The organism is Streptomyces sp. NPDC059917 (assembly GCF_042730635.1).
GTDB lineage: Bacteria > Actinomycetota > Actinomycetes > Streptomycetales > Streptomycetaceae > Streptomyces.
On sequence record NZ_JBHWLC010000026.1, the window covers coordinates 47,088 to 70,171 of the forward strand.

General features: G+C 71.8%; 17 protein-coding genes. 6 read left to right on the forward strand and 11 right to left on the reverse strand.

From position 1 onward, the window contains the following. Positions 1-33: 33 nt before the first annotated feature. The 8 genes from ACFWAR_RS17505 to ACFWAR_RS17540 form a co-directional block, all read right to left on the reverse strand. The gene (locus tag ACFWAR_RS17505; protein ID WP_385777965.1) at positions 34-750 is read right to left on the reverse strand and encodes an ABC transporter ATP-binding protein; all 717 of its coding nucleotides are present in this window, start codon (positions 748-750) and stop codon (positions 34-36) included. Next, positions 747-1,631, reverse strand: a complete 885-nt coding sequence (locus ACFWAR_RS17510) for an ABC transporter ATP-binding protein (RefSeq protein ID WP_385777967.1) — start codon at positions 1,629-1,631, stop codon at positions 747-749. The genes ACFWAR_RS17505 and ACFWAR_RS17510 overlap by 4 nt, the downstream gene beginning before the upstream one ends. Before the next feature lie 4 nt (positions 1,632-1,635). Next, on the reverse strand, positions 1,636-3,456 hold the full coding sequence (locus ACFWAR_RS17515; protein WP_385777969.1) for a branched-chain amino acid ABC transporter permease: 1,821 nt from the start codon (positions 3,454-3,456) through the stop codon (positions 1,636-1,638). Beyond that, a complete protein-coding gene (locus ACFWAR_RS17520; RefSeq protein WP_354383325.1) occupies positions 3,453-4,382 on the reverse strand; it encodes a branched-chain amino acid ABC transporter permease in 930 nt (309 codons plus the stop codon). Before ACFWAR_RS17520 ends, ACFWAR_RS17515 begins: the two co-directional genes overlap by 4 nt. A 91-nt stretch (positions 4,383-4,473) precedes the next feature. Further along, a complete protein-coding gene (locus tag ACFWAR_RS17525) occupies positions 4,474-5,706 on the reverse strand; it encodes a branched-chain amino acid ABC transporter substrate-binding protein (RefSeq protein ID WP_385777971.1) in 1,233 nt (410 codons plus the stop codon). 977 nt (positions 5,707-6,683) lie between these two features. After that, entirely contained in the window at positions 6,684-7,151 is a 468-nt protein-coding gene (locus ACFWAR_RS17530; protein WP_385777973.1) for a hypothetical protein, read from the reverse strand. 39 nt (positions 7,152-7,190) lie between these two features. Further along, positions 7,191-7,667: a PaaI family thioesterase gene (locus ACFWAR_RS17535; RefSeq protein ID WP_385777975.1), complete on the reverse strand. Its 477-nt coding sequence runs from the start codon at positions 7,665-7,667 to the stop codon at positions 7,191-7,193. A 100-nt stretch (positions 7,668-7,767) separates the two neighbouring features. Then, the gene (locus tag ACFWAR_RS17540) at positions 7,768-10,041 is read right to left on the reverse strand and encodes an FdhF/YdeP family oxidoreductase (RefSeq protein WP_385777977.1); all 2,274 of its coding nucleotides are present in this window, start codon (positions 10,039-10,041) and stop codon (positions 7,768-7,770) included. Between the two features lie 257 nt (positions 10,042-10,298). Between ACFWAR_RS17540 and polA the strand changes: the two genes are divergently transcribed. Beyond that, positions 10,299-13,019, forward strand: a complete 2,721-nt coding sequence (gene polA / locus ACFWAR_RS17545) for a DNA polymerase I (protein ID WP_385777978.1) — start codon at positions 10,299-10,301, stop codon at positions 13,017-13,019. 40 nt (positions 13,020-13,059) lie between these two features. Here the strand turns inward: polA and ACFWAR_RS17550 are convergent, their stop codons facing one another. Next, complete coding sequence (locus tag ACFWAR_RS17550; protein WP_385777980.1) at positions 13,060-13,965, reverse strand: DUF4184 family protein; 906 nt, start codon at positions 13,963-13,965, stop codon at positions 13,060-13,062. Between the two features lie 200 nt (positions 13,966-14,165). Here ACFWAR_RS17550 and ACFWAR_RS17555 point away from each other — a divergent pair, with 200 nt between their 5' ends. From ACFWAR_RS17555 to ACFWAR_RS17565, 3 genes are all read left to right on the forward strand, one after another. Continuing rightward, positions 14,166-15,350 (forward strand): lytic transglycosylase domain-containing protein, encoded by a 1,185-nt coding sequence (locus tag ACFWAR_RS17555; protein WP_385777982.1) that lies wholly within the window; start codon positions 14,166-14,168, stop codon positions 15,348-15,350. A 78-nt stretch (positions 15,351-15,428) separates the two neighbouring features. Beyond that, positions 15,429-15,569 carry an SPW_0924 family protein gene (locus tag ACFWAR_RS17560; protein ID WP_385777984.1) on the forward strand — a complete coding sequence of 47 codons (141 nt, stop codon included), beginning with the start codon at positions 15,429-15,431 and terminating at the stop codon, positions 15,567-15,569. 14 nt (positions 15,570-15,583) lie between these two features. Beyond that, on the forward strand, positions 15,584-16,591 hold the full coding sequence (locus tag ACFWAR_RS17565; protein ID WP_385777986.1) for a DUF3068 domain-containing protein: 1,008 nt from the start codon (positions 15,584-15,586) through the stop codon (positions 16,589-16,591). On the opposite strand, the gene hrpB is transcribed toward ACFWAR_RS17565, so the two are convergent. Both hrpB and ACFWAR_RS17575 read right to left on the reverse strand, forming a co-directional pair. Then, positions 16,588-19,125 (reverse strand): ATP-dependent helicase HrpB, encoded by a 2,538-nt coding sequence (hrpB, locus tag ACFWAR_RS17570; protein ID WP_385777988.1) that lies wholly within the window; start codon positions 19,123-19,125, stop codon positions 16,588-16,590. The genes ACFWAR_RS17565 and hrpB overlap by 4 nt on opposite strands. A gap of 3 nt (positions 19,126-19,128) precedes the next feature. Then, positions 19,129-19,983: a class I SAM-dependent methyltransferase gene (locus ACFWAR_RS17575; RefSeq protein WP_385777990.1), complete on the reverse strand. Its 855-nt coding sequence runs from the start codon at positions 19,981-19,983 to the stop codon at positions 19,129-19,131. Between the two features lie 347 nt (positions 19,984-20,330). Here ACFWAR_RS17575 and rpsA point away from each other — a divergent pair, with 347 nt between their 5' ends. Beyond that, positions 20,331-21,851, forward strand: a complete 1,521-nt coding sequence (gene rpsA / locus ACFWAR_RS17580; RefSeq protein WP_351038657.1) for a 30S ribosomal protein S1 — start codon at positions 20,331-20,333, stop codon at positions 21,849-21,851. Positions 21,852-22,086: 235 nt separating this feature from the next. Continuing rightward, positions 22,087-23,025, forward strand: a complete 939-nt coding sequence (locus ACFWAR_RS17585) for a PAC2 family protein (protein ID WP_385777992.1) — start codon at positions 22,087-22,089, stop codon at positions 23,023-23,025. Positions 23,026-23,084 lie beyond the last annotated feature (59 nt).

Consider the following 23,084-nt stretch of genomic DNA (forward strand, 5'->3'; position numbering starts at 1 on the left):
GGGCCGGCCGCGTTGTATGTCAGGTCGGTCGGATCAGTCCTCGCCGAGGTACGCCTTGCGGACGTCCTCGTTGACGAGCAGCTCGCGGCCCGGGCCCGACAGGACGATCTTGCCGATCTCCATGACGTGCCCCTGGTCGGCGAGCGAGAGCGCGGCCTGCGCGTTCTGCTCGACCAGCAGGATCGTGGTGCCCGCCGCCTTCAGCTCGGTGATGGTCGCCATGATCTTCTGCATCATGATCGGCGAGAGGCCCATCGACGGCTCGTCCAGCATCAGCAGCTTCGGCCGGCACATGAGCGCGCGGCCCATCGCCAACATCTGCTGCTCGCCACCCGAGAGGGTGCCCGCGGCCTGCTTGCGCCGCTCGCCCAGGATGGGGAACAGCTCGTAGGCGCGCTGGACGTCCTTCTGGATGCCTTCCTTGTCCTTGCTCAGGAAGGCGCCGAGGAGGAGGTTGTCCTCGATCGTCATGCGCGGGAAGATGTGCCGCCCCTCGGGGGAGTGGGCGAGCCCGAGCGCGACGATGTCGTGCGCGGGGGTCTTCTTCAGCGACTTGCCGTTGAAGCGGATCTGGCCGCCGCGCGGCTTGATCAGGCCCGACAGGGTCCGCAGGGTGGTCGTCTTGCCCGCACCGTTGGTACCGATGAGGGTGACGATCTGTCCGGCCTCGACGCTGAACGAGATGCCCTTGACGGCTTCGATCTTGCCGTAGGCGACCCGGAGGTCCTCGACCTCGAGGAGTGCGGTCACTTGGCTTCTCCGTCCGTGCTGGTGGTGCTGTGCGCCTCGGCGGCCTCGACCTCGGCGACTTCCTCGGCGCCGGGGGCGCCTTCGAAGGGCTCGCCCAGGTAGGCGGCGACGACGCGCTCGTCGCCCTGGACCTCGGCCGCGCTGCCCTCGATGAGCTTCTCGCCCTGCACGAGGCAGGCGACGCGGTCGCAGAGGTTGAAGATGAAGCGCATGTCGTGCTCGATGACGAGCACGGCGATGCCCTGGTCCCGGATCGCGAAGATCAGCTCTTCGGTCGCCCGGGTCTCCTGCGGGTTCATGCCCGCGGTGGGCTCGTCGAGCAGGATCAGCCCGGGGTCGCTCGCGAGGGCGCGGGCGATCTCCAGCTTGCGCTGCTCGCCGTAGGGCAGGTTGCGCGCGAGGTGCTCGGCCTTGTGGGCCAGACCGATGAACTCCAGGAGTTCGAGGGCCCTCTCGCGGCTGGCGGCCTCCTCGCGGTGGAAGCCGGGCAGCCGCAGCAGCGAGGACCACAGTCCCTGCTTGGTCCGGGTGTGCCGGCCGACCAGCACGTTCTCCAACACCGTCATGTTGTTGAAGAGACGGATGTTCTGGAAGGTACGGGCGATACCGGCCGCGGTGACCTTGTACGACTTGGGCGGCAGGACCGTGCCCTTGTACCGGACTTCACCCTCGGTGGGGATGTAGAGGCCGGTGAGGCAGTTGAAGAAGGTGGTCTTGCCCGCGCCGTTGGGGCCGATGAGTCCGACGATCTCGCCGGCCTTCACGGTGAGGTCGACGTTCTTGACGGCCGTGAGGCCGCCGAAGCGCATCGTGACGCCGCGCGCGTCCAGGACGGTCTCCGCCGTGCTGGCGGAGAGGGCATCGGTGGTGGTGGTCGTCATGGGTTCAGACCCCTGCCTTGCCGAGGACCGTGGGCGCTTCCATGTCCTCGTGGAGTTCGAGCTGGTTGCGCCGGTTGGGGATGATTCCTTCGGGGCGCAGGCGCATCAGGACGATGAGCGCGAGCCCGAAGATGAGCAGCTGCTTGTCGCCCATGAACTGGAGCTTGTTGGGCAGCAGGAAGAGCAGCGAGCCACCGATGAGGGGACCGGCGATCGTTCCCATGCCGCCCAGGACCACGGCGGCGAGCAGGAACGCGGAGTTCGGCGGGACCGTGTTGGCGAAGACGTACTGCTCGGGCGTCACGGTGTACTGGACGTGGGCCTGGACGGCACCGGCCAGACCGGCCAGGGTGGCGCCGAGGGCGAAGGCGATGAGCTTGACGCGGAAGCCGTTGATGCCCATGGCCTCGGCGGCGGTCTCGTCCTCGCGGATGGCGACCCAGGCGCGCCCGATGCGGGACTCCGAGCTGCGGCGGAAGACCAACACCACGACGAGGGTGATGATCAGCATCAGCAGGAAGTAGTTCGCGAAGCGGCCGATGGTGAATCCGGCGATGGTGTGTTCGGCGCCGAAGTCGAAGCCGAAGAGGTCCACGTTCGGGATCGAGGAGATGCCGTTGGGACCGTTGGTGACGTCCGGGCCGGAGATGCCGTCGAGGTTGTTCATCGAGATCCGGAAGATCTCACCGAAGCCGAGGGTCACGATGGCGAGGTAGTCGCCGCGCAGCCGCAGGGTCGGGGCGCCGATCAGCACGCCGAAGATCATCGAGGCGGCGGCGCCGATGAGGAGCGCGGCCCAGAAGGGCAGGTGCACGCCGAAGGGCGAGTTGGGCGAACCGGAGACCAGGGCCGCGGTGTAGGCGCCGACGCCGAGGAAGGCGACGTAACCGAGGTCGAGGAGACCGGTGAGGCCGACGACGATGTTCAGGCCCAGGGCGACGGTGGCGAAGATGAGGATGTTGACGCCGAGGGTCGCGTACTGGTCGTCGGTCTGCGTGAAGGGGAAGGCCGCGGCGGCGACGAACGCCCCGATGAGGGCGACGTTGCGGTGGCGACCGGTGATCGCCGAGAAGCGGGCGATGAGGCCGGACTTGTTGAGCGCGGCGAAACCGAAGCTCGCGGTGATCAGGAAGCCGATGAAGAGTTCCTGGTACGGGGTGCCGATGCCGAAGGTGAAGACGCCGAGGGCGACGCCCAGGAGGCCCGCGATGAGCAGGATCTCCAGGTAGGCGGGCAGCTCCTTGGCCGGACGGACCGGCCCGTTGGCGAAGGCGGCCTTGACGTTGGCCCACTGGTTGCGGCTGTCCAGCTTGAAGTTGTCCCAGCCGCTGTCCTCGGGGTCGGGGATCTCGGGGACCGCCCGCTCGAAGGGCAGCGCCAGGGCGCCCACCAGGGCGAGCAGGCTGACGACCGCGAGGAAGAAGCCGCCGGGCTCCAGGTCCACGAGGTGGCCGAGCTTGCTGATGATCGCGATGATCGTGTACCAGGCGGTGGCGAAGGCGGCGAGGGCGGAGAGCTTGATCGCCGCGTCGGCACCGGCCGGGGCGAGCCAGCCCAGGCCCTTGACCCCGTACGACGCGAGGCCGAAGAGGGCGGTCATCAGGCCGCCGACGAGGACCAGCCACTGCAGGCCCGCGGGGGAGCCGTAGAAGGTGAGGTCCCCGGGGAACGCGGCGGTCCAGGTCCAGGAGAGGAAGGCGGAGAGGGCGGTGAGCGCGCCGCCGACGGTGGCGAGGGCGCGGCCGGCCTTCTCGGGGAGGGGAACGAAGCCCCGGGCAGCGGCGGTCTGCGGGATGTCCGCGGTGTTGGTCGTCATGGTTGTCACGCCCTGTCCGCCACGCGCTGGCCCAGCAGGCCCTGGGGCCGGAAGAGCAGCACGAGGATGAGGAGTACGAACGCCCAGGTGTTGCCCCAGGTCTGACCGCCCAGCTGGTGGAAGCCGGGGATGTCGGCGATGTAGGCCGTGGCCATGGTCTCGGCGAGGCCGAGGACGAGGCCGCCGATCATCGCGCCGTAGATGTTGCCGATGCCACCGAGGACGGCCGCGGTGAAGGCCTTGAGGCCGAGCAGGAAGCCCATCTTGTAGTTGATCTCGCCGTACTTGAGGCCGTACGCGACGGCTCCGACGGCGGCGAACACGGCGCCGAGGGCGAACGCGACCGTGATGATGCGGTCGGTGTTGATGCCCATGAGCTTGGCGGTGTCCGGGTCCTGCGCGGTGGCCTGCATACCGCGTCCGGTGCGGGTCTTGAGGACGAAGTAGCCGAGGAAGGCCATCGAGATCGGAGCGGCGATCAGCAGGAACACGTCACCGGTCTGGATGGTGACGTTGCCGATGTTGAAGGGTCCGCCGGAGATCTCGGGGAAGACGATGGAGGACTTCGCGTCCGGGTACCAGGCCCAGACCGCCTGCTGGAGGGCGAGCGAGAGGCCGATGGCGGTGATGAGCGGGGCCAGGCGGGGAGCGTTCCGCAGGGGGCGGTAGGCGAAGCGTTCGGCTCCGACGGCGAAGAGGGTCGCCACGATGACAGCGCCTATGAGCATGAGGGGCAGCGCGATCCACATGGTGGTGCCCGAGGGGAGGATCGACCAGACCGTGAAGGCGCCGAAGCCACCGGTCATGAAGATCTCGCCGTGCGCGAAGTTGATGAGCTGGACAATGCCATAAACCATCGTGTAGCCGATGGCGACGAGCCCGTACATGGATCCCAGTAGCAGGCCGTTGACCAGCTGTTGCGGCAGTTCGTGCACCGCAGGTCCTCCGAGTCTTTCGACGGATGTGACACCGCGCGGGGCGCTTGGTGCGCGCCCCGCGCGGCAGGAGTGAGGTGGTACGGGCCGGTTACTTGGCGGGGTAGGTGCCCGACTCGACGGCCTTGAAGTCCGGGCCGTCGACCTTGTAGACGGTCAGCTGCTTGTTGGTGGCGTCACCGAACTCGTCGAAGGAGACCTTGCCGGTCACACCGTCGAAGGAGACGCCCTGGACGGCCTCGAGCACCTTGGCGCGCGCGCCCTCGGGGAGCTTGCCGTTGTTGGCGTCGACCGTCTTCTTGACGGCCTCGATGATCGCCCAGGCGGAGTCGTACGAGTAGCCGCCGTAGGCCGCGTACGGGTCCTTGAAGCCGGCCTTCTTGTAGTTCGCGATGAACTCCGTGGCGGACGGCAGGGTCTCGACGGGCGCACCGACCGAGGTGGCCATGTCACCCGCGGCGGCGGGGCCGGCCAGGTCGACGAACTTCTTGTCGAAGATGCCGTCGCCACCGATGAGCGGGATGTTCGCGCCCGCGGCCTTGATCTGCTTGCTGAGCGGGCCGGCGGCCGGGTACTCGCCACCGTAGTAGACGACGTCGGCGCCGGAGTTCTTGACCTGCGTCACGATCGCCGAGAAGTCCTTGGACTCCGGGTCGATGTGGCCCTCGCCGGCGACGGCGCCGCCGAGCTTGGTGAACTCGCCCTTGAAGGTGGCGGCCAGACCGGCGCCGTAGGTCTTCTTGTCGTCGATGAGGAAGACCTTCTTCTTGCCCCCCTTGTTGAAGAGGTACTGCGCCGCGAACGGGCCCTGGATGGCGTCCGTGGTGGCGGTGCGGAAGTAGCTCTTGTAGGTGCGGACCTTCTGGCCGGTCGCCCAGTTCGGACCCTGCGTGAGGGACGGGCTGGTGTTGGCCGGGGAGATCTGGGCGAGCTTGGCGTCGTCGAAGACCTTCTGCATCGACTCGGACACCGAGGAGTTCAGCGGGCCGACGACGCCGAGGACGTCCTTGTCGGCGACGAGCTTGGTGGCGTTCTGCTGTCCGGAGGACGGCTGGGCCTGGTCGTCGAGCGCCTGGATCTTGAAGGTGACGCCCTTGACGTACTTCTTCTCGTTGGCGGTCTTGACCGCGAGGTCGACCGAGTTCTTGATGCCGAGGCCCAGGGCGGACAGGTCACCGGTCAGCGGCGCGTCCACGCCGATGGTGACCGTGACGTCGCCGCCGCCGGAGGTGTCCGACTTGTTGTCGCGGGAGCCACAGGCGGTGAGAGTGAGAGCGCCCGCGGCGAGGGCGGCCGTCACGGCGATGAGCGAACGATGACGCACGATCAGTCCTTTCCTGGCGCCGCGTCCCCCCTGGGACGCGCCGAGTCGAACGCGGGGAACCGAACTGAATGGCATCCGGCGGTCGCGGTAACTGGCCGTGACTCTAAGCCGCCCATCGGACGTTATGGAGTGCTCAGGCCAATGATGTGACTCTCTTGTTATGCCACGGCGTAATACATAGCGGATCTCTGGGGGTGGAACGGGGGAATTCCGGCCGGTTCGTCTTGTCCGCATCGTGAGATACGGCAGGACTGTCGGGCGGTTTAAGTCCTTACAGGCCAGGCTGCTCAAGGGTTTTGGTCATGACGCGGGCGTGGGGCCCACATCTCGACCAACGGGACAGGCCCTGGTCAGAGCGGTGGAAAGATCCCTGGCATATCGGTCACCGAGGATGTAACTGTGATCCTCTTTCTGGAATCCATTACTGAGGGTTACTTCCAGAAAAGGGAGCCCCGCATTCCGTGCAACATGCACACAGTCCGCCACGTGAATCTCCACAACAACCTCACGGACTTCTCCGGCAGCCACGATGACGGGTGAGGGTGGCCGCACGGTCACCGTCAGTGCCCGCGAAGGCTGCCCGATCCGCTCGATCGTCACCGCCGGTCCGGCGGACGTACGTGCACGCACAGTGAACCTGAGGGCAGTGCCTGCCGGGGTCGTTTCCAGCGGTTCCGGCTCCCCGTAGGTCAGCGCCAGGGTCTGCGAGGGCGCGGCCGGCGGCGGAGCCGGTACGGGCGCGGGCGGCCGGGGTCGCGCGGCGTAGAGGTAGCCCCCCGCGAGCCCGAGGGCGACCAGCAGGGCCAGCGCCGCCACCGCGGGGCGGTGTCGGGCGCAGCGGTCGAGGGCGCGGCCCAGCAGGGCGCGGGCGGGCCCTGGGGCGGCTGCTCCGGGGAGGTCGTCGCCCCGCCCGTCCGCGGGGCCGTCGGGCTCCCGGCCCGCGGTGCCCTCGCCCGGTTCGACCGGGCCGATGCCGCTCATCCCCAGGGGCCGCCGGTCGCCGTCGCGGTCGCCGCGGAGCGGTGGTGCGCGGCGCAGCGCTCGCGGGCCCCGCGGTCGACGACCCGCCGGGCGGCCGCGTCGGCGGCGGAGGCGCCTTCGGGGGCCTTGGCCCGGCCCTCGGCGCGGGCGTCGGCGAGCACGGCCCGCAGGATCTCGTTCTGGTCGCCGGACAGGCCCATGGACTGGTAGTCCAGGCCGACGGGGTCGCCCGCGCCGTCCCCGTCCAGCACGACGCCGGCCCAGTGCGTGATCAGCGCGGTGCAGAGGTCCTCGGGCGAGGTGGGCCGGGGTGCGGGGGCGGCGCCGGCCGGGGGCGGCGACGTACCGGCGGGGGTGTCGCGGCCCGCGTCCCGGTCGGGCCCGGAGCAGCCCGTGAGCGCGGCGGCGAGGAGCGTCGCGGCGCAGGCTGCCAGGGCGCCGCGCGGCGCCGGTCCGGATCCCATGCGGGAACGCTAGACCGGCGCCGCGGTGAGGGCAACTGGTCAGTCGTTACGGGGCTGTTGCGCCTCGACGTCGCGCAGCAGGCAGGTGAGGCGGGCGGTGCAGATCCGGCGGTCCTGGTCGTCGGTGATGACGATCTCGAAGGTGGTGGTGGAACGCCCCTTGTGCACCGGGGTCGCGGTGCCGGTGACCAGGCCGGAGCGGGCGCCGCGGTGGTGGGTGCAGTTGAGGTCCACGCCGACCGCGACCTTGTTGATGCCGCCGTGCATCATCGCGCCGACGGACCCGAGGGTCTCGGCGAGCACCGCGGAGGCGCCGCCGTGCAGCAGCCCGTACGGCTGGGTGTTGCCCTCGACGGGCATGGTGCCCACGACCTTGTCGGCCGAGGCCTCCAGGACGCGGATGTCCATGCGCTCGCCGAGGTGCCCGGCGGAGAACAGCGAGGGCAGGTCGATGCCCAGCGCCGCGTACTCGTCCAGGACCTCCTGCGGGAACTTCACGGCGTGCTGCTCGCCCATGGGCCTGCTCCGTTCGTCAACGTTCGTTAACCGACTTGTCCGAAGGGCCGTTCTATCAGGTCCTCCGGACGGGCCCGTCGGCCCGGTTCGCCGGCCCGGCTCACCCCGCCGGTTCGAAGCGCACGACGACGGACTTGCTGGCCGGGGTGTTGCTGGTGTCCGCGGTCGCGTCGAGGGGGACGAGCACGTTGGTCTCCGGGTAGTACGCGGCGGCGCAGCCGCGCGCCGTCGGGTAGTGCACCACGCGGAAGCCGGGCGCGCGCCGCTCCACCCCGTCGCGCCACTCGCTCACGATGTCGGTGTACGCGCCGTCGGCGAGCCCCAGCTCGGCGGCGTCCTCGGGATTGACCATGACCACGCGACGGCCGCCGGTGATGCCGCGGTAACGGTCGTCGAGGCCGTAGATCGTGGTGTTGTACTGGTCGTGGCTGCGCAGGGTCTGGAGCAGGAGGCGGCCCGCGGGGACCCGGGGGTACTCCACCGGGGCCGCGGTGAAGTTCGCCTTGCCCGTCTTGGTGGGGAAGCGCCGCTCGTCGCGGGGGGCGTGCGGCAGCTGGAAGCCGCCGGGGGCCGCGACGCGGGCGTTGAAGTCCGCGAAGCCGGGGACCACGCGCGAGATGCGGTCGCGGATGGTGGCGTAGTCCTTCTCGAACTCCTCCCACGGGGTGCGGGAGGCGGCGCCGAGGACCGCGCGGGCGAGCCGGGCGACGATGGCGGGCTCGGAGAGCAGCTCGGGTCCGGCCGGGGCGAGGTTGCCGCGCGAGGCGTGGACCATGCCCATCGAGTCCTCGACGGTCACGAACTGCTTGCCGCCCGCCTGGACGTCCTTGTCCGTACGTCCCAGGGTGGGCAGGATCAGGGCCCGCCGCCCGGTGACCGCGTGCGAGCGGTTGAGCTTGGTCGACACGTGGACGGTGAGGGCGGCGCGGCGGATCGCGGCCTCGGTGACCTCGGTGTCGGGCGTGGCGCCGACGAAGTTCCCGCCCATGGCGAAGAGGACCTTGGCCCTGCCGTCGCGCAGCGCCTGGATGGAGCGCACCACGTCGTAGCCGTGCGCGCGCGGCGAGGTGATGCCGAACTCCGCGTCGAGGGCGTCGAGGAAGGCGGGCGCGGGGCGCTCGAAGATGCCCATGGTGCGGTCGCCCTGCACGTTCGAGTGGCCGCGCACGGGGCAGACCCCGGCGCCGGGGCGGCCGATGTTGCCGCGCAGCAGGAGGAGGTTGACGACCTCGCGGATGGTGGCGACGGAGTGCTTGTGCTGGGTGAGGCCCATGGCCCAGCAGACGATGGTCCGCTCCGAGGCCAGGATCATGGCCAGGGCGCGTTCGATCTCGGGGCGGGTGAGGCCGGTCGCGGTGAGCGTGTCCGCCCAGTCGGTGTCCTTGGCGGCCGCCGCGAAGTCCTCGTACCCGTGGGTGTGCTCCCGGACGAAGGCCTCGTCGGTGGCCCCCTCCGTCTCCAGGACCAGCTTGTTGAGCAGCCGGAAGAGGGCCTGGTCGCCGCCGATGCGGATCTGCAGGAAGAGGTCGTTGAGGGCGGTGCCCTTGAACATGCCGACCGGGGACTGCGGGTTCTTGAACCGCTCCATCCCGGCCTCGGGCAGCGGGTTCACCGAAATGATCTTCGCCCCGGCGGACTTGGCCTTCTCCAGCGCCGACAGCATGCGCGGGTGGTTGGTGCCCGGGTTCTGACCGGCGACGATGATCAGATCGGCCCGGTGCAGGTCCTCCAGCGAGACGCTGCCCTTGCCGATGCCGATCGTCTCCGTCAACGCCGAGCCCGAGGACTCGTGGCACATGTTGGAGCAGTCGGGCAGGTTGTTCGTGCCGAACTCGCGCGCGAAGAGCTGGAAGAGGAACGCCGCCTCGTTGCTGGTGCGGCCCGAGGTGTAGAAGAGCGCCTCGTCGGGGGAGTCGAGCGCGGTCAGCTCCTCGGCGATCACCTCGAAGGCGCGCTCCCAGCTGACCGGCTCGTACCGGTCGCCGCCCTCGGGGAGCAGCATCGGCCGGGTGATCCGCCCCTGCTGGCCGAGCCAGTAGCCGCTGCGCTCCGCCAGGTCGGCCAGCGGGTGGGCGGCGAAGAACTCCGGGGTGACCCGGCGCAGGGTGGCCTCCTCGGCCACGGCCTTGGCGCCGTTCTCGCAGAACTCGGCGGTGTGCCGCTTGTCGCCCTCGGGCCAGGCGCAGCCGGGGCAGTCGAAGCCGCCCTTCTGGTTGACCTTGAGCAGGGTCCGCGCGGTGCGCGCGACGCCCATCTGCTGCTGGGCGATCCGCAGGGTGTGCCCGATGGCGGGCAGGCCGGCGGCGGCGTGCTGGGGAGGCGCGACCTGCGGCGCGTCCTGGACGGGATCACCTGAGGGCGGCTTGGTCGCCATGTCGGCTCCCCTTCGAGCGCGTGTACGAGTGCAGCACATGTTGCCGCACATTCGATCCTTTCACGGCCACGGGGACACCGGGAGGGCGGTCCGAGGTGCTCGCGGCCCCGAGCGGGTGCGCCGGGGGCGGCCGGTGGGACGCGTGCGCCGCGGGAGGCGGCGGACGCGCCCCGATGGGGGGCGCGTCCGGCCGGGGGTCCGCTGCCCGGGTGACGGGCGGCGCCGGAATTGTCAGTGGAGCCGCCTAGGATCGGGGCGTGGCAGATTCAGCAGCGAAGAAGACCGACCAGCCGCCCGCAGCGGACCGCCCCCGCCTGATGCTCATGGACGGGCACTCCCTGGCCTACCGGGCGTTCTTCGCGCTGCCCGCGGAGAACTTCACGACCGCCGGCGGCCAGCCGACCAACGCCGTCTACGGCTTCGCGTCGATGCTGGCGAACACGCTGCGCGACGAGGCGCCCACGCACTTCGCCGTGGCCTTCGACGTCTCGCGCAAGACCTGGCGCTCGACGGAGTTCCCCGAGTACAAGGCGAACCGTTCCAAGACCCCCGACGAGTTCAAGGGGCAGGTCGAGCTGATCGGCGAGCTGCTCGACACGATGAGCGTGCCGCGCTTCGCGGTCGACGGCTTCGAGGCCGACGACGTGATCGCCACCCTCGCGACCCAGGCCGAGGCCCTCGGCTTCGACGTGCTGATCGTCACCGGCGACCGGGACTCCTTCCAGCTGGTCTCCGAGCGCACCACCGTCCTCTACCCCACCAAGGGCGTCTCGGAGCTGACCCGCTTCACGCCCGAGAAGGTGGAGGAGAAGTACGGCCTCACCCCGCAGCAGTACCCCGACTTCGCGGCGCTGCGCGGCGACCCGTCCGACAACCTGCCCGGCATCCCCGGCGTCGGCGAGAAGACCGCCGCCAAGTGGATCAACCAGTTCGGTTCCTTCGCCGAGCTGGTCGAGCGCGCCGACGAGGTCAAGGGCAAGGCCGGGCAGAACTTCCGCGACCACCTGGACGCCGTCAAGCTGAACCGCGTCCTCACCGAGATGGTGCGCGACGTCGAGCTCCCCAAGACCCCCGCCGACCTGGCGCGCGCGCCGTACGACCGCACCGCCATGACCGGCGTGCTGGACGTGCTGGAGATCCGCAACGCCTCGCTGCGCGAGCGGCTGCTCGCGGTCGACCCGGGCGCGGTCGAAGAAGAGGCCCCCGCCCCGGCGGCCGGCGTCGAGCTCGACGCCTCGGTGCTGGGAGCGGGCGAGCTGGCCCCCTGGCTGGAGGGCCGCGCGGGCGCCGCGCTGGGCATCGCGACCGTCGACAGCTGGGCGCTGGGCGCGGGCCGGATCACCGAGGTGGCGCTGGCCGCCGCCGACGGCGCCGCGGCCTGGTTCGAGCCGTCCGCGCTGGACGAGGCCGACGAGCGCGCCTTCGTCGCCTGGGCCGCGGACGCGGCACGCCCCAAGGTGGTGCACAACGCCAAGGCCCTCATGCGGGTCTTCCCCGAGCACGGCTGGAGCCTGGCGGGCGTCACCATGGACACCGCCCTCGCCGCCTACCTGGTCAAGCCGGGCCGCCGGTCCTTCGCGCTCGACGTGCTGTCCAACGAGTACCTCCACCGCGAGCTGGCCCCCGCCGCCGCCGACGGCCAGCTCGCCTTCGGCGCCGACGACACCGCCGAGGCCGAAGCGCTGATGGCACAGGCCCGCGCGGTCCTCGACCTGGGCGGGGCCTTCACGGGCCGACTCGCCGAGGTCGGCGCCACCGAGCTGCTCCACGACATGGAGCTGCCCACCTCCGAGCTGCTCGCCCGAATGGAGCGGTACGGCATCGCCGCCGACCGCGAGCACCTCGAAGCGATGGAGCAGCAGTTCGCCGGTGCGGTGCAGCAGGCCGTGAAGGAAGCGCACGCCGCGGTGGGCCACGAGTTCAACCTCGGCTCGCCCAAGCAGCTCCAGGAAGTGTTCTTCGGCGAGCTGGACCTGCCCAAGACGAAGAAGACCAAGACCGGCTACACCACCGACGCCGACGCGCTGGCCTGGCTCGCCACCCAGACCGAGCACGAACTGCCCGTGATCATGCTGCGCCACCGCGAGCAGGCCAAGCTGCGGGTCACCGTCGAGGGCCTGGTCAAGTGCATCGCCGCCGACGGCCGGGTGCACACCAGCTTCAGCCAGACCGTCGCGGCGACCGGCCGCCTGTCCTCCACCGACCCGAACCTGCAGAACGTGCCGGTGCGCACCGACGAGGGCCGGGCCATCCGGCGCGGCTTCGTCGTCGGCGAGGGCTTCGAATCGCTGATGACGGCCGACTACAGCCAGATCGAGCTGCGCGTCATGGCGCACCTCTCCGAGGACGCGGGGCTGATCGAGGCCTTCGCGACCGGCGAGGACCTGCACACCACCGTGGCCTCCCAGGTCTTCGGCGTGGAGCGGTCCGCCGTCGACGCCGAGATGCGCCGCAAGATCAAGGCGATGTCCTACGGCCTGGCCTACGGGCTCTCCGCCTTCGGCCTCGCCCAGCAGCTGAACATCGAGCCCGCCGAGGCGCGCGGCCTGATGGAGACCTTCTTCGAGCGGTTCGGCGGGGTGCGGGACTACCTCCAGCGCGTCGTCGAGGAGGCCCGCGCCACCGGCTACACCGAGACGGTCCTGGGCCGCCGCCGCTACCTCCCCGACCTCAACAGCGACAACCGCCAGCGCCGCGAGGCCGCCGAGCGGATGGCGCTGAACGCCCCCATCCAGGGCACCGCGGCCGACATCGTCAAGGTCGCGATGCTGCGCGTGGACCGGGCGCTCACCGAGGCCGGTCTCACCTCGCGGATGCTGCTCCAGGTGCACGACGAAATCGTGCTGGAGATCGCCCCCGGCGAGCGCGCGGCCGTCGAGGAGCTGGTGCGCCGCGAGATGGCCGCCGCCGTCGACCTGCGGGCCCCGCTGGACGTGTCCGTCGGCGTGGGCGGGGACTGGGAGTCCGCCGCGCACTGACGCCGGGCGACCGCCAAGGCCGTACGCACGCCCGTCCCCGCTACCGGCTGGGGACGGGCGTCCGCGTTCCCCCGGTGCCCCGGGCTCCCCGGTCGTCGCGGTCCGGGCCGCCGTCGCGGTTCCCGTCGCCGTCGCCGTGCCGGCCGCCCCGGTGGCGCAGGCGCACCAGGACCCCGTACAGCAGGAGCGCCACGGCGAGCCCGCCGCCGGCGCCGAAGCAGACGGTCGGGACGATGTCGAGCGGGCTGCGGATCCGGTCGAAGTACGTGAAGAAACGGGCGACCCGCAGCCACACCACGACGCCCACGCAGACCACGGCCAGCGCGACGGCCGCCCAGCGGTCCGCCCGCCCCAGGACCGGTACGCACTCCGGCGCGGCGGACCGCGGCAGCCGACGCAGCGCGCTCACCGTGAACCAGGTGAGCGCGACGGCGGCCAGCGCCGAACTGCCGTACTGCAGCCAGGTGTAGAGCGGCAGCCCGAAGGCGAGCGGACGACCGAGATCGGGCAGCATCCGCATGCCCCAGCGGTCCATGTGCGTGAAGCTGTCCCACATGACGTGCGTGAGCGAGCCGAGCACCGCGGAGAGGTAGAACCGCAGGGCCAGCACCGGCAGTCGGCCCCCGCGCCAGTCCTCGCCGCGCACCAGCGCGTGCACCCTGCCCCGGGCCCGCCGGGGGAGCAGGGCGACCAGCGGCTCGCGCAGCAGCAGCCAGCAGCCGACGAGGGCCGCGGTCAGGGCGGCGTCGAGGGTGAGCACGCCCGCCGCCGAATGCGCGAAGTCGCCGTGCACCATCACCCCTTGGACGACGGCGTCCGCGAAGTAGAAGGTGTCGGGCGCGAACGAGCCCAGTACCAGGGCGGAGGCGACCAGCGGCCCCCGCGCGCGGCCGGTCCGGCGGATCGCCGGAAGGACGGCGGCCGCGTGGCTGAGTGTGAACGGCATGGCGCCTCTCGTCAGGTCTTCGTTTACTTCGGTCCAATGCACTCCGAACGGTCGGGACAGTATGCGTGACCTGCGCAAGACGTGCGGAAGTGGTGAATTCCGCAGCCAGGTTGATGCAGTGTGAAGCGAGTTGACGTACCGTCTCGCGGACGTCGAGGGGGAGGGGTCGGCCCATGCCGGTTCGGTCGAAGGTGCGTTCAGTGCGGTCCACGGTCCGTTTCGGCCACGGGTGGCTCAGGGGCGGGCTGGCGGTCGTGGTGTCGGCCCTCGTGGCGGGGGCGGTGACCGGTTCGCAGGCGCCGGGCGCGCTCGTGCGCGCCGATGCCGGGGGCGGCGCGAGCGCCGAGCGGCCCGCCGCCGCCCCGGCCCCGGGCAACGAGGCCGGAGGCGACTCCGCCTACTTCACCGAACTCCCGCCCCTGGCCAGCCCCGAGCCGCCCGCCGTGGTGCCGGCGGCGGACGCGCCCGGGCCCGCCCCCACCCCGGCGGCCCCGGCCGCGGGGGAAGCGGTGGTCACGGGCCCGGCCGAGGGCGCGCAGGGGATACCGGCGAGCGTGTTGGCGGCGTACCGGGGCGCGGAGCAGAAGATCGCGGCGAGCGATCCGGGGTGCGGGCTGCGCTGGCAACTGCTCGCGGCGATAGGCAAGGTGGAGTCCGGGCAGGCGCGCGGCGGGCAGGTGGACTCCGCGGGCACGACGCTGCGGCCCATCCTGGGGCCCGTGCTCGACGGCAACGGCTTCGCGAACATCCCGGACACGGACGGCGGGGCGTACGACGGCGACGCGGCCCACGACCGCGCGGTGGGGCCGATGCAGTTCATCCCCTCCACCTGGGCGTCCTGGGGCCAGGACGCGAACGGCGACGGACGGCGGGACCCGAACAACGTGCACGACGCGGCCCTCGCGGCCGGCCGCTACCTGTGCGCCGGCACGCGGGACCTGCGGGTGGGCGCGGACCTGGACCGGGCGGTCCTCTCCTACAACTACTCGACGGAGTACCTGACGACGGTGCGGTCCTGGTACGCGTACTACTTGAAGGGCGCGCACGAGGTGCCGGACGGGAGCGGGGGCACCGGCACGGGTACGGGCCCGGTGACGCAGCCCTCCACGAAGCCGACGCCCACGCCCACCCCGACGCCCACGCCGACTCCGACCCCGACTCCCACGCCGACCCCTACTCCGACTCCGACTCCGACGCCGAAGCCGAGCCCCACGCCGACGCCTGCTCCGACGCCCTCGCCCAGCACCTCCGCCGGTCCGAAGCCGAGTCCGAGCGCCAGCCCGAGCGCGTCCGCGACGGCCTCCGCTCCCGCCGCGAGCCCGTCGCCCAAGGCGTCGCCCAAGGCCTCCCCGAGCGGGTCGGCGGCGGGCACGGAAAGCCCGTAGCCAGACGGTTCTCATCTCGCCCGCGCGTTGCTACGGTGCGCCAGACCTGACGACACATCAGATCTCGGAGGCCCCGGCATGCGCGCACTCGTCGCCGCCGCCATCGGGCTGGCAGCCGCGCTGGCCCTCGTCCTGACCATCACGGCGATCGGGGTCCCGGACGGCACGACCTCGCCCAAGCCCCTGCTCACCACGATCCCCTCCGCCCCCGGAAAGTAAGAGGAGGCCCGGCCATGCGACGCAGAGCGAGCCTCGTCCTGCTTGCCCTAGCCGTGTTCTGCACCGCCCTCGCGCCCCTGCTGCGCTGGTACGCGTACCCCCGCCTCGCCAAGATCCCGCCGAGCCAGTACCAGGAGATGGTCCTGGAGGCGAAGAACGCGACCCTGCTCGACTACAACAACGGCATGGTGCCCAAGAAGGTCGACAAGGTCACGATCATCCAGACCCTCAAGGGCAACGTCGAGGCGTCCAAGGAGATCGAGGCGAGCGCGGGCAAGGACGTCGTCGTCTGGGACACCCTGACCTACATCGTCGGCCCGGACGGCAAGATGGTCTCCCAGATCCCCGAGCGCTACATCTTCGACGCGCACACCCAGGACCCGGTGCACGCCACCGGCGAGATGGTCGACGGGGACCCGGTCAAGCGCGAGGGCATCGAGTTCAAGTGGCCGTTCTTCACCGAGCCGCGCGACTACCTGTACTTCGACGCCCAGACGCGCACCTCCTCGCCGATCCACTACGTCGGCCCGCGCAGCTTCCGCGGTCTGGACGTCTACTACTTCGAGATGACGGTCCCCTGGACCAAGGTCCCGATGCCGAAGAAGATGCCGATCCCCGGCATCGACCCGACGAAGATCGAGGAGCAGACCGGCACGTCGCTCTGGTACTCGGCCACCATGAAGTTCTGGGTCGATCCGGTGACCGGAGCGCCCGTCAACGCCGAGCAGAGCATCCGGCAGGAGATGCGCGGCGGGATCGCGGCCGCGCAGCCCGACGGCAAGCTCACCGCCTTCGCCGGCGACGTGAAGATCCGCCCCGACTACCTCGACCACACCGTCGACCTGGTCAAGTCGAACCGGACCATGGTGCTCGCGCTGCACACCTACGGGCCGACGGGGCTCCTGGTCGTGGGCCTCGGGCTCTTCGGGCTCGCGCTGTGGCTGGAGGCGCGCGGTCGCCGGCGGCGCGGGGCGGGCGACGACCCCGAACCGACGGCGGCGCCGGTGCCTGCGGCGCTTTAGGAGCGCCGCAGGCGGTTGGTGGTGTGGCGGGTGGGCTCGGCGGTCGCCGGGTCCTCCGGCCAGGGGTGGCGGGGGTAGCGGCCGCGCAGCTCGGCGCGCACGGCGCGGTAGCCGTCCTGCCAGAAGGACGCCAGGTCGGCGGTGACCGCCGCCGGGCGTCCGGCGGGCGACAGCAGGTGGACGAGTACGGGCACCCCCGCGACCAGTGGCGTGCGCGCCAGCCCGAACAGTTCCTGGAGCTTGACCGCCAGGACGGGCTGGCCGTCGCCGTCGCCGTAGTCCACCCGGATCCGGGAACCGCTGGGGACCTCGATCCGCTCCGGGGCCAGCTCGTCCAGGCGGGCGGCCTGGCCGGTGGCCCAGGGCAGCAGCCGGTTCAGTGCCTGGCCCGCCTCGATCCGACCGAGGTCGGTGCGGCGCCGGGCGCGCGACAGCTCGGGCTCCAGCCAGTCGTCCGCCCTTGCCAGGAGCACGTCGTCGCCCGCGACGTCCGGCCAGGGGGCGCCGAGGGTGCGGTGCAGGAAGGCGAGGCGGGCCCGCAGGGTCCGTGCGTCGGCGGACCAGCGCAGCAGGCCGAGGCCGTCGGCGCGGAGCCCGTCCAGCAGGGCCGCCCGGACCCGGTCCGGGGCGGGGTCGCGCAGCGGGCGCACGGTCAGCTCGATCGCGCCGAGGCGGTGCACGCTGCGGGCGCTGACGTCGCCGTTCTCCCAGCGGACCTCCTCCGCGTCGGCGGACAGCAGGTGGGCCGCGGCCGCCCGGGCCGTGTCCTCGTCGACGAGGGCGGCGAGGCGGATCCTGGCGGAGGGGGAGTGGGGCGTGCGGTCGGCCACCGCCACGGCCAGCCAGGGGGCGTTGCGCAGGGGGGAGCCGTCGTTCAGGTCGGCGCCGGTGCCGTTGGCCATGAGGTAGGAGCCCTCGGCCTTGCGCTGGGCGACGCGCTCCGGGAAGGCGAGCGCGGCGATCAGCCCGGCGACGGCGTCGTCGCCGAGCCCCTCGCCGCCGCCCGCCCCCGGAGGGGAGGCGGGCGGCAGGGCTCGGGTGAGGCGGTGGGATTCGGTGCGCCAGCGGGGGGCGTAGGCGTCGCCGCCCCGGCGGGCCCGGCGCCAGGCGGCGGCCAGGTCGTCGCCGTACTCCCGCGGCGGCTCCTCGCTCAGCAGGGCCACCACCTCCGCCGCCCGGCGCCCGCCGACCTCGGCCGCGCCGTCCAGCAGGGCGCGGGCCAGGCGCGGGTGCAGGCCGAGGCGGGCCATCGCGCGGCCCCGCGGACCCACCCGCCCGGCCCGGTCCACGGCGTCCACGGCCGCCAGCACCTCCCGGGCCGCCGCCATCGCACCGGCGGGCGGTGCGTCCAGCAGCGCCAGCCCGGACGCGTCCGGGTCGCCCCAACAGGCGGCCTGGAGCGCGAACTGGGCCAGATCGGCGATCCGGATCTCGGGCGAGGGGAAGGCGGGGAGCCGCCCGTCCTCCGCCTCGGCCCAGCAGCGGTACACCGCCCCCGGCGCCTCGCGCCCGGCCCGCCCCGCCCGCTGGCGCGCCGACGCGCGGGACGCCCGTACGGTCGCCAGCGTGCCCAGGCCCCGCGCGTGGTCCACCCGCGGCTCGCGGGCGAGCCCCGCGTCCACCACGATCCGCACCCCCGGCACGGTCAGGCTGGACTCCGCCACCGCCGTCGCCAGGATCACCCGGCGCCGCCCGTCACCGCCCGCGAGGACGGCGTCCTGCACCGCGGCCGGAGCCCGCCCGTGCACCTGGAGCACCTCGGCGTCCACCGCGCCCAGCTGCCCCGCGACCCGGGAGATCTCACCGACCCCGGGCAGGAAGCACAGGACGTCCCCCGCCCGCTCGGCCAGCGCCCGCCGCACCACCGCCGCGACGTGGGTCAGCAGGGCGGGGTCGACGCGCATGCCGTGCGGCGGGCGCACCGGACGTACCGGCGGGGCCCACACCACCTCGACCGGGTGCGCGACCCCGGCGGCCTCCACCACCGGCGCGTCCCCCAGCAAGCGGGCCCACCCGGCCGCGTCGGTCGTCGCCGAGGCCGCGAGCAGCCGCAGCTCCGGGCGCAGGGCCGCCCGTACGTCGAGGAGGAAGGCCGCGACGGTGTCGGCGTCCAGGTGCCGCTCGTGGCACTCGTCCAGGACCACCACGTCCGTCCCCGCCAGCTCCTGGTCCCGCTGGAGGCGCTGGAGCAGCACCCCGGTGGTCACCACCTCGACCCGGGTGCCCGGGCCCACCACCCGCTCGCCGCGCACCGTGAAGCCGACCGAGTCCCCGACCCGCTCGCCCAGCAGCCAGGCCATCCGGCGGGCCGCCGCCCGGGCCGCGATCCGGCGGGGTTCGGCGACGATCACCCTGCGCGCGGGGCCGTCGCCCACCAGGCCGGCCAGGACCAGCGGGACGAGCGTGGTCTTGCCGGTCCCGGGCGGCGCGCACAGCACCGCCGTGCCGTGCGCGTCGAGCGCCGCGACCAGCGCGGGCACGGCCGCGCCGACCGGGAGGGATTCCAGGGCGGAGGTGCGGGGGACGGACGCCATGGGTCAGCCGCGCTCGCAGACGAAGATCGCGGTGCCGGGGATCAGGTTCCCGCGCAGCGGGGACCAGCCGCCCCACTCCTGGCCGTTCCAGGCGGGCCACTCGGGCTCGACCAGGTCGACGAGGCGGAAGCCGCCCGCGACCACGTCCCGGACCCGGTCGCCGAGGGTGCGGTGGTGCTCCACGTACACGGCGCGGCCCTGCTCGTCCTGCTCGACGTACGGGGTCCGGTCGAAGTAGGACGCGGCGACGGACAGGCCCTCGGGCCCGGGCTCGTCGGGGAAGGCCCACCGGATGGGGTGGGTGACGGAGAAGACCCAGCGGCCGCCGGGGCGCAGGACGCGGTGCACCTCGCGCATGACGTTCACCGGGTCGGCGACGAAGGGGACCGCGCCGTAGGCGGAGCAGGCGAGGTCGAAGGAGCCGTCGCGGAAGGGCAGGTTCCCGGCGTCGGCCTCGACCAGGGGGACGTCATCGCCGATCCGCAGGGCGTGCTGGAGCTGCCGGTGCGAGAGGTCGAGGGCGACGGGCCGGGCGCCCTGGGCGGCCAGCCAGCGCGAGCACTGGGCGGCGCCGGCGCCGATCTCCAGGACGTCGAGGCCCTTGAGGGAGGAGGCGGGTCCGAGGAGGGCGGCCTCCGCCTCGTCCAGGCCCTCCGGGCCCCAGACGAAGCGGTCGTCGCCGAGGAAGGCGCCGTGGTCGCTCTGGTACTCGTCGGCGTTGCGGTCCCACCAGCCGCGGCTCGCGCGGCTGCTCTCCGCTTCCCCGGCGGCGCGGCGCGTGGCCTCCGCGTCGTCGTCGTCCCCGACGGCGGCTTCCGTCGCGTACGCATCTTCGGGGTCGTAGTCCTCTTGGTTCATGGGGCCCGTCGTCGTAGTCTTCGAAAAAGGGGCGGAGAGCCGGTCATCACGGGCTCGCCACCCACGAATTGTGCCGGGTAAATGGCGTTCTGCCCCGGGTGTCCGCCTTCGCGCATTGACCCTGTCCGGCTGCCCCCGTATGCTACAAGTTGCGCTGCGAGCCTGCGCTCCTCAGACCTAGCAGGCTGCGCTCGCTTCTGTTGTAGTCCCCTCGGTTTTCGAGGCTCTCTCCGCTCTCCGAGCGTTCAGAGACCTCCTTGGCTGTCCGGTCATAGGCAGATGGCGATAAGGGCTCCCGGCGTAGCAGTACCTACGACTTTCTGTCCGTAACCGGAGCCCTTTCCCACATGACGAGCAGCACCGAGACCACCGCCACCACTCCTCCGCAGGTAGCGGTCAACGACATCGGCGACGCGGACGCGTTCCTCGCGGCGATCGACGAGACGATCAAGTACTTCAACGACGGCGACATCGTCGACGGCGTCATCGTCAAGGTGGACCGGGACGAGGTTCTCCTCGACATCGGTTACAAGACCGAAGGCGTGATCCCGAGCCGCGAGCTCTCGATCAAGCACGACGTCGACCCGAACGATGTCGTCAAGGTCGGCGACGAGATCGAGGCCCTGGTTCTCCAGAAGGAGGACAAGGAAGGCCGTCTGATCCTGTCCAAGAAGCGCGCTCAGTACGAGCGTGCCTGGGGCACGATCGAGAAGATCAAGGAAGAAGACGGCATCGTCACCGGTACCGTCATCGAGGTCGTCAAGGGTGGTCTCATCCTCGACATCGGCCTCCGTGGCTTCCTGCCGGCCTCTCTCGTCGAGATGCGTCGCGTCCGCGACCTCCAGCCCTACGTGGGCAAGGAGCTCGAGGCGAAGATCATCGAGCTGGACAAGAACCGCAACAACGTGGTCCTGTCCCGCCGCGCGTGGCTCGAGCAGACCCAGTCCGAGGTTCGCCAGACGTTCCTCACCACCCTGCAGAAGGGTCAGGTCCGCTCCGGCGTCGTTTCCTCGATCGTCAACTTCGGTGCCTTCGTGGACCTGGGTGGCGTCGACGGTCTCGTCCACGTCTCCGAGCTGTCCTGGAAGCACATCGACCACCCCTCCGAGGTTGTCGAGGTCGGCCAGGAAGTCACCGTCGAGGTCCTCGACGTCGACATGGACCGCGAGCGCGTCTCCCTGTCGCTCAAGGCGACGCAGGAAGACCCGTGGCAGCAGTTCGCCCGGACGCACCAGATCGGCCAGGTCGTCCCGGGTAAGGTCACCAAGCTGGTTCCGTTCGGTGCGTTCGTCCGCGTGGACGAGGGCATCGAGGGTCTGGTCCACATCTCCGAGCTGGCCGAGCGCCACGTGGAGATCCCGGAGCAGGTCGTCCAGGTCAACGACGAGATCTTCGTCAAGGTCATCGACATCGACCTCGAGCGTCGCCGGATCTCGCTGTCGCTGAAGCAGGCCAACGAGTCCTTCGGTGCCGACCCGGCCTCGGTCGAGTTCGACCCGACGCTGTACGGCATGGCTGCCTCGTACGACGACCAGGGCAACTACATCTACCCCGAGGGCTTCGACCCCGAGACCAACGACTGGCTCGAGGGCTTCGACTCCCAGCGCGAGACGTGGGAGCGCCAGTACGCCGAGGCGCAGGTTCGCTTCGAGCAGCACCAGGCGCAGGTCATCAAGAGCCGCGAGGCCGACGAGGCCGCCGCTGCCGAGGGCGCTGCCGCTCCGGCCGCCGGTGGCAACACCGGTGGCGGCGCGAGCCTCTCCGGTGGTTCGTACTCCTCCGAGGGTGCGGACGAGACCTCCGGCGCCCTGGCGTCGGACGAGGCCCTGGCCGCGCTGCGCGAGAAGCTGGCCGGCGGCCAGAGCTGATCGCAGCGCACGGCGGCGCGCTCCGGCGCGCGGCTGAGCTGAGCTGAGAACGACGAGGCCCGTCCCCTTCGGGGGGCGGGCCTCGTCGCGTGTGCGGACCCGTCGGGAGTCCGGGCCCGTTGTGTGTCCCCCCGATGAACGGTGGCGGTTTCTCCCCGATGGGCCGCCAACTGGGGAATGGCAGCGCTTCCTTGAACGTTCTTGGCAGAGAACGAGACGAAGGGGAGTGGTGACGGTGCTTGATTCGCAAGGCCTGTACGAGTGGGATGCGAAGGGTCTGGCCGTGGTGGACCTGGCGCTCGCCCAGGAGTCCGCCGGGCTGGTCATGCTCTACCACTTCGAGGGGTACATCGACGCGGGAGAGACCGGCGAGCAGATCGTGGAGCGGCTGCTCGACGCCCTGCCCCACCAGGTGGTGGCCCGCTTCGACGCGGACCGGCTCGTGGACTACCGGGCCCGGCGCCCGCTCCTGACCTTCCAGCGGGACCACTGGAGCGACTTCGACGCCCCCGCGCTGGAGGTCCGACTGGTCCAGGACGCCACCGGCGCGCCCTTCCTGCTGCTGTCCGGCCCCGAGCCGGACGTGGAGTGGGAGCGCTTCGCCGCGGCCGTCGAGCAGATCGTGGAGCGCCTCGGCGTCCGCCTCTCGGTGAACTTCCACGGCATCCCGATGGGCGTCCCGCACACCCGGCCCGTCGGCATCACCCCGCACGGCAACCGCACGGACCTGATGCCCGGACACCGCAGCCCCTTCGACGAGGCGCAGGTGCCCGGCAGCGCGGAGTCCCTGGTGGAGTTCCGGCTCGCACAGGCCGGACACGACGTCCTGGGCGTCGCCGCGCACGTACCGCACTACGTCGCCCGCTCCTCGTACCCGGACGCCGCGCTGACCGCCCTGGAGGCGATCACGGGCGCGACCGGCCTGGTCCTGCCGAGCGTGGCGCACGCGCTGCGCACCGAGGCGCACCGCACGCAGACGGAGATCGACCGGCAGATCCGGGAGGGCGACGAGGAGCTGGTCGCCCTCGTGCAGGGCCTTGAGCACCAGTTCGACGCGGCGGCCGGAGCGGAGACGCGGGGCAACATGATCGCGGAGCCCGCCGAGATCCCCTCGGCGGACGAGATCGGCCGCGAGTTCGAGCGTTTCCTCGCGGAGCGCGAGGGCGAGGGCTGAGAGCGGGCGGGTGCCGAGGGGGAGGGCCCGTACGGGGCTCCAGGGCACGGCAGTAGGCT

Excerpts from the sequence above, each read along its gene's own strand:
- ACFWAR_RS17510 (WP_385777967.1), bottom strand. The coding sequence starts at position 1,631 with ATGACGACCACCACCACCGATGCCCTCTCCGCCAGCACGGCGGAGACC.
- ACFWAR_RS17530 (WP_385777973.1), bottom strand. The coding sequence starts at position 7,151 with ATGGGATCCGGACCGGCGCCGCGCGGCGCCCTGGCAGCCTGCGCCGCG.
- ACFWAR_RS17535 (WP_385777975.1), bottom strand. The coding sequence starts at position 7,667 with ATGGGCGAGCAGCACGCCGTGAAGTTCCCGCAGGAGGTCCTGGACGAG.
- ACFWAR_RS17540 (WP_385777977.1), bottom strand. The coding sequence starts at position 10,041 with ATGGCGACCAAGCCGCCCTCAGGTGATCCCGTCCAGGACGCGCCGCAG.
- ACFWAR_RS17550 (WP_385777980.1), bottom strand. The coding sequence starts at position 13,965 with ATGCCGTTCACACTCAGCCACGCGGCCGCCGTCCTTCCGGCGATCCGC.
- ACFWAR_RS17560 (WP_385777984.1), top strand. The coding sequence starts at position 15,429 with ATGCGCGCACTCGTCGCCGCCGCCATCGGGCTGGCAGCCGCGCTGGCC.
- ACFWAR_RS17565 (WP_385777986.1), top strand. The coding sequence starts at position 15,584 with ATGCGACGCAGAGCGAGCCTCGTCCTGCTTGCCCTAGCCGTGTTCTGC.
- hrpB (WP_385777988.1), bottom strand. The coding sequence starts at position 19,125 with ATGGCGTCCGTCCCCCGCACCTCCGCCCTGGAATCCCTCCCGGTCGGC.
- ACFWAR_RS17575 (WP_385777990.1), bottom strand. The coding sequence starts at position 19,983 with ATGAACCAAGAGGACTACGACCCCGAAGATGCGTACGCGACGGAAGCC.
- rpsA (WP_351038657.1), top strand. The coding sequence starts at position 20,331 with ATGACGAGCAGCACCGAGACCACCGCCACCACTCCTCCGCAGGTAGCG.